The organism is Acinetobacter sp. GFQ9D191M (assembly GCF_011174875.1).
GTDB lineage: Bacteria > Pseudomonadota > Gammaproteobacteria > Pseudomonadales > Moraxellaceae > Acinetobacter.
On the sequence record NZ_JAALGV010000069.1, the window covers coordinates 1 to 5,611 of the forward strand.

At 41.3% G+C, this 5,611-nt stretch carries 8 protein-coding genes; 6 read left to right on the forward strand and 2 right to left on the reverse strand.

The window, feature by feature from the left end; translation table 11 throughout:
• Positions 1-162: 162 nt before the first annotated feature.
• The 3 genes from G5T77_RS10645 (at position 163) to G5T77_RS10655 (ending at position 1,124) form a co-directional block, all read left to right on the forward strand.
• Positions 163-441 carry a DUF2789 family protein gene (locus G5T77_RS10645; RefSeq protein WP_005233810.1) on the forward strand — a complete coding sequence of 93 codons (279 nt, stop codon included), beginning with the start codon at positions 163-165 and terminating at the stop codon, positions 439-441.
• A gap of 45 nt (positions 442-486) precedes the next feature.
• Positions 487-750, forward strand: a complete 264-nt coding sequence (locus G5T77_RS10650; RefSeq protein WP_004786812.1) for a DUF2789 family protein — start codon at positions 487-489, stop codon at positions 748-750.
• A 116-nt stretch (positions 751-866) separates the two neighbouring features.
• Complete coding sequence (locus G5T77_RS10655) at positions 867-1,124, forward strand: DUF2789 family protein (protein WP_004786809.1); 258 nt, start codon at positions 867-869, stop codon at positions 1,122-1,124.
• Positions 1,125-1,195: 71 nt separating this feature from the next.
• Here the strand turns inward: G5T77_RS10655 and G5T77_RS10660 are convergent, their stop codons facing one another.
• Together G5T77_RS10660 and G5T77_RS10665 are read right to left on the reverse strand one after the other, a co-directional pair.
• Positions 1,196-1,723, reverse strand: a complete 528-nt coding sequence (locus G5T77_RS10660) for a hypothetical protein (protein ID WP_166139653.1) — start codon at positions 1,721-1,723, stop codon at positions 1,196-1,198.
• Between the two features lie 71 nt (positions 1,724-1,794).
• A complete protein-coding gene (locus G5T77_RS10665) occupies positions 1,795-2,397 on the reverse strand; it encodes a 2OG-Fe(II) oxygenase (protein WP_159122608.1) in 603 nt (200 codons plus the stop codon).
• Between the two features lie 113 nt (positions 2,398-2,510).
• Between G5T77_RS10665 and rlmJ the strand changes: the two genes are divergently transcribed.
• The 3 genes from rlmJ to G5T77_RS10680 are packed head-to-tail and all read left to right on the forward strand — an operon-like array spanning position 2,511 to position 5,352.
• Complete coding sequence (rlmJ, locus tag G5T77_RS10670; protein ID WP_166139656.1) at positions 2,511-3,368, forward strand: 23S rRNA (adenine(2030)-N(6))-methyltransferase RlmJ; 858 nt, start codon at positions 2,511-2,513, stop codon at positions 3,366-3,368.
• A 37-nt stretch (positions 3,369-3,405) separates the two neighbouring features.
• The gene (pssA, locus tag G5T77_RS10675) at positions 3,406-4,227 is read left to right on the forward strand and encodes a CDP-diacylglycerol--serine O-phosphatidyltransferase (protein WP_005233819.1); all 822 of its coding nucleotides are present in this window, start codon (positions 3,406-3,408) and stop codon (positions 4,225-4,227) included.
• 24 nt (positions 4,228-4,251) lie between these two features.
• Positions 4,252-5,352 (forward strand): DUF6670 family protein, encoded by a 1,101-nt coding sequence (locus G5T77_RS10680; RefSeq protein WP_166139658.1) that lies wholly within the window; start codon positions 4,252-4,254, stop codon positions 5,350-5,352.
• Positions 5,353-5,611 lie beyond the last annotated feature (259 nt).

Below are 5,611 nucleotides of genomic sequence, written 5' to 3' on the forward strand. Positions count from 1 at the left end.
CTTAACTGACTGGCATTACTCCATTTGGGGTGCTTTTTTATTGCTATTTCCAAAAAATTAAAGAACAAAAAATAACATCTTGTGAAGGAGGGACAACTGAACTTTGCGAGTAGCTCATCTAGTTTAATAAGAAGAATCATCAACAAAAGAGGAGGTACTGAGATGTTAGAGCAGCGACCTACCATGGAACTTTTTTTTGAGCAACTCGGCTTGGATTCAAGCCCGGAAGCAATCGATGAATTTATCAAAACCCACCAGATTGGGATGGATGTCCCCTTACATAAAGCTCCTTTCTGGACTAAGAACCAGCATGATTTTTTGATTGGCCACTGGAAAGAAGATGATGACTGGGCAATTTTTGTAGATGTACTCAATGAGCAATTGCATATTGAGGCAGAAGGAAGTGGTTCTTGTGATCTACCTTCTTCTAAGCATCAATAATATTTTCAAATCAATGAACTGATTATTTTATGATGGAGTGAGCGAATGGTATTAGAACAGCAAGTGACTTTAGAATTATTATTTGAGCAATTAGGCCTGCCTGCTGATGAAGCATCAATTGATGAATTTACCAAAAATCATCAGTTACCATCAGACGTGATTTTGCCGGATGCAGATTTCTGGAATGAGGGGCAAAGTGCTTTTCTTCGCGAACACTGGCATCAGGATGATGAATGGATCGTAATCATTGATAAATTGAACCAGCTTTTACATGTCGAAAGTGATAAAGAAGGTCCTGAAAACACTTAAGGGTTCTTTATACAAAAAGACACAACAAAACCTAGTCCTTTGACTAGGTTTTTTTTGTCTTATCTTATAAGTTAGTCCTATAAATAACTACAATATATCTGATATAAGGAGGGCATATGCTCGGGAAGAACCAACCATCCTTAGAAATGTTATTTTCTCAACTCGGCCTGGCTAATAGCCCGGCGGCAATTGAGCTTTATGTGCGTACTCATCAGCTACCTGCTCATATGTCACTGCATGAAGCACCTTTCTGGAATAAAGCGCAGCGTTCGTTGCTAATTAGCCATCTGGTACAGGATGATGACTGGGCAATCTGGATTGATGAACTGAATCAGCAATTGCATTTGGATGCAGATCGACGCCGTCTGGCTTGAGTCAATTAAATTAATTCATAAAAAATGCCTCATCAATGTGAGGCATTTTTATAAGAACAGATTTCGTTGTTCTAATGCATACGGCTACGCAGAATCTGGATAAACCATTCCAGTTGACGATATTCATCAAATGCCGGATGCTGGCCTACCAGTTCATGGTCAAACTGGGCCGTTTTACTGTATTTATTTAGCCAGTGACGAGTCATGGCAGGCTCTTTCTTACTGGCAGATGCATAAGCCAGGAAGAAATAAATATCCGCATGCTCATAATTGGTCATTGGTTTTAGAATCTGCTGGGTAATAAGCGCATAATGATCTTCTTTGGTCAGCTCAAAGTAGATCATATAGGCCTTGGCCAGGTGTAAAGAAAGATTGATATACAAATCCAGTGGCATTTCTTCAAATTCAATCCGGCCTTGCTCCAGCAGAACAATCGCTTCTTGCAGGAAATGCACCTGCTCTTGACGTAACTGGCTAATAGTCACCAATTGCAGACGAAGATCCGCCCGTTCAAGCGCCAGCTCAGGCGTATTGCCATTTAAAAACAGCTGATCTGTTTCACCAATGCGTGCAATGATCTCTTTGGGGGTTGGTCGCATGAACGCAGTCCTCATATCTCAATGATTGCTATATGAGGCTGAAAATTGAAATTTAAAGCGTGGAAAAAGGATTAGAGCAAACAGGTATCACTTCTTAACCAAGCGGTGATTGATAAACGTTGATGTTTGGCTTTTAAAACTTCATGCATTAAATCACTTTGGAAGAAGGCAATACGGTTTGGTTTAGGCTGGATAATATGCCATTGATCATTTTTATCCTGCAGATGTAGTTCGCCGCCCCAGTTATCTTGCCAATCATCATGCAGATAATAAACCGCAGAAATCATCCGGCCATTTTTACCTTGGGGATTATCGCGATGCAGGGCATAGAACTCGCCCGCGTTATAGCAGGCAAAATGGGCTTCCACATCTTTAATGCCGAGGAAGAAAGCGCGGTTCAGCTCATGACCTAAAGCCTGTAAGGTTTGCACATGCTGGTTAGAAATTTCCAGATCTTCATTGAGCCAGAGAATGTGATCACTGCGGATATTGCTGACTACGCCATTCTGAATGGCTGCATCACGAAAGCGTTCCAGATTACTGGTACATTCAGCAATCAGCTGTTCAACATAGGATGGGGCATAAGCATTGTCGATCATGCTAAAACCATGCTGATCTAGATCATCAATAATCTGATCAACTGGCCAGGTTGCCGGGAGTTGAACTGCTTCCATAGAAACTCACCTAGAAGGGTAAATTGGGGTCGCGCTATTCTATGTAAGAATCGGGTCTGAACGAAACTATTTTTCATGTTAAAATAGCGGTTGATATTAGGAATTAATGAAACATGAATTACCGTCACCATTACCATGCTGGCAACTTTGCCGATGTCATGAAGCATGTATTGTTGCTTCAATTATTGACTCGACTCAATGCAAAAGATAAACCATATCGCTATGTAGATACACATGGTGGTGCAGGTAAATATGATTTGTCGACTGCCGAAGCGCAAAAATCAGGTGAGTTTTTAAACGGTATTCATCGTCTGATTAAGCTGGATGATTCGGTCAAGCGTAATGCGCCAGAAGGTGTACAACAATATTTAAAAATTGTTGAGAAAATGCGTGAAAACTTTGGTAAAGGTGCATATCCGGGTTCACCATGGTTTGCACTGGAAGGCATGCGTGAAATTGACAAGGCCACCATTTTTGAAATGCAGCGTGATGTCTTCCAGCAGTTACGTCATAACATTTTTGACAAACGCGCCGGTTTGCATGAACGTGATGCATATGAAGGCTTGCTCGCAGTCATTCCACCGAAAGAAAAACGTGGTCTGGTGATGATCGATCCGCCGTATGAGCTGGAGCGTAAAGACTTCCCGCAACTGGTTGAATTACTGGTTGCTGCTTATAAAAAATGGCCGACAGGCGTATTTGCAGTTTGGTATCCAATTAAAGACCGTGCCATGATTGAACGTTTCGAGAAGAAAATGTTCAAGACCGGGATTCGCCGTCAGTTGGTATGTGAAATCTGTGTATGGCCAGATGATACGCCAATGGGTTTAAATGGCTGTGGTTTACTGGTGATTAACCCACCTTGGAAGTTCTCTGAAGATGCAGACGAAGCGCTGCAATGGTTATTCCCGCATTTACGTATGCAGGAAAATGGCGGTCATGCTGCAGTTCGTTGGTTAGTAGGCGAATAATATTTTAAAGATCGGGTCATAGTTAGGATCGACAAGAATGACAAGTACAAATAAGCCGGAACACGAATCTTCCAAAGATTTGCCATTTGATGGCATCACCTTTGAGGTGGAAGAGGTAGAGCATACCCAGGAAGGACAAAGAGTTAAGCGTCGAGGTATCTATCTGTGGCCTAACCTGATTACAACCGCTGCGTTGTTATCAGGCTTTTACTCGATTATTGCCAGTATGAATGGCGAATTTCAGCAAGCTATTTATGCCATTTTCTTGGCAGCTTTATTTGATGGTCTGGATGGTCGTGTGGCACGTGCGATTGGGGCACAAAGTCCATTCGGTGAACAGTTTGACTCACTATCCGATATGCTGGCATTTGGGGTGGCACCGGCTATTTTGATGTATAGCTGGGGATTAAGTGATTTAGGCCGTATCGGTCTGGCGGCTTGTTTTGTCTATACGGCTTGTGCAGCTTTCCGTCTAGCCCGCTTTAACGTTCAGATTGGCGTAGTGGACAAACGCTACTTTATTGGCGTTGCGAGTCCATTAGCAGCCGTCATTATTATTTCACTGGTCTGGGTAGGATTGGACTTCCCAGCTGTGTTTGATATTCGTGATTTTACTGTACAAATCATTAATGCTGCAATTATTGTAATCGTTGGCTTATTGATGATTTCTAATATCAAATACTATTCATTTAAAACCGTAGAGCGTAGACGGGTACCGTTTTTCGTGTTGCCGATCGCGGTGTTTATCTTTGCAGCGATGACTTATAATATTCCGGTAGGGATTCTCGTGATCTCTGTCATCTATGCTTTGTCTGGTTTTCTTACGACCTTTATGGCAAAAAGACAGAGTACCTTATAACAATATAAAAATAAGGAGTTTGAGATGCAGTTTCTTCAAGATTTTCTAGATCGTTCGAAACAGCTGAATCAGACTCCTGCTGTTTCCCAGCATAATCTTGCCTATCATGGGCCAAACCAGAAATATAAAATTATTCATCAGGGCCTGACACTTCCTGATCTGCCTGCGCCACTTCATTATCTTAATTTTCTGAGTATTATTGGTCAGCCTAATGCACCGATGTTGGCAAACCCGAGTGCTATTCAAACCAATGCACTGGATACAGCCACAGTAATCTGTAGTACCAGTCCGCATATGGTGGGACAATTAAATTGCTATTCAATCAAAAAGGATTGCAAGTTTCAGTATGGCCTGTTTCAGTTTCTGGATCGTGAAAAACTGACGGGCGACTTTCCACATTTTCGTTTACAGCGTTTTGATTCTGAACTGAGCTTTGATCTCAGCATCCATACGACCAATCTGATTTCACACTTCACCCAAATGCGCTTTGCACTGGCTGATCATTGGTCTTTGCTCTGTTATTGTCAGGGTACCTTACATTATAAAGATCAGAAATATCTCATCGAGAGTTTAGGTAGTTTTGAATTTGCACGAAGCTTTAATTTTCCCTATTTACCTTTAGCCTTTCTGACTTATCAGATTATTAACCTGAGTGAAGGACGGCAATTATTACTGGCACAAATTCGGGATAGTCTGAACAGCATTGTTCAGTCACGAATTTATCTGCGTGACCTGAAAAATATGACCAGTCAAATGTTCGATCAAAAAGTCTATTTCAAGGTGCATCGGGTTTATCCGAGTGTGACTACCCCAAATGGGCAAAAGATGTATCTGCCGCGTGAGTTTGAATGGTGCTATGAAGATGGCAAAGGAACACAGATCTGGTTGCAGGGACAAAGCCGGGGAGATTTCAAATTTGGTCTGGCTGCGGGTTATGTTGGAAGCTTTAATTACGAAGTCAGAATTAATGGCAAGACTGAGTATGGAGAAGGGGGCTATTGTGAATATATAGATTGCCGCTCCTTGCGCTTTCAGGAACACAATAAAAAAGAGAAATTATTAAGTACATTGGCCAATTCTGTACCTTTAATGCTCAAAAAAAAGGGAAAATCGGCATTTTTGTAGAAATAATAATCAACTGAAGTATTTTCTTAAAAATAGGGGTTGCGCTTGTTTGGGATTGGTCTATAATGCACATCCATCGGCGGTGATGAAGATTAAAACTTCTGATAAAACAGTAACTTAGCATGAAATGGTTGAGTTAGGTTTTAGAAAGAAAGTTTAAAAATAATTTTCATTACTGGTTGACTTTCTAGAGATAGAGAGTAATATAGCCGACCTAGCTTGCTACTGACGAAGTAGCAAGAAGATCATTAAGAGATTA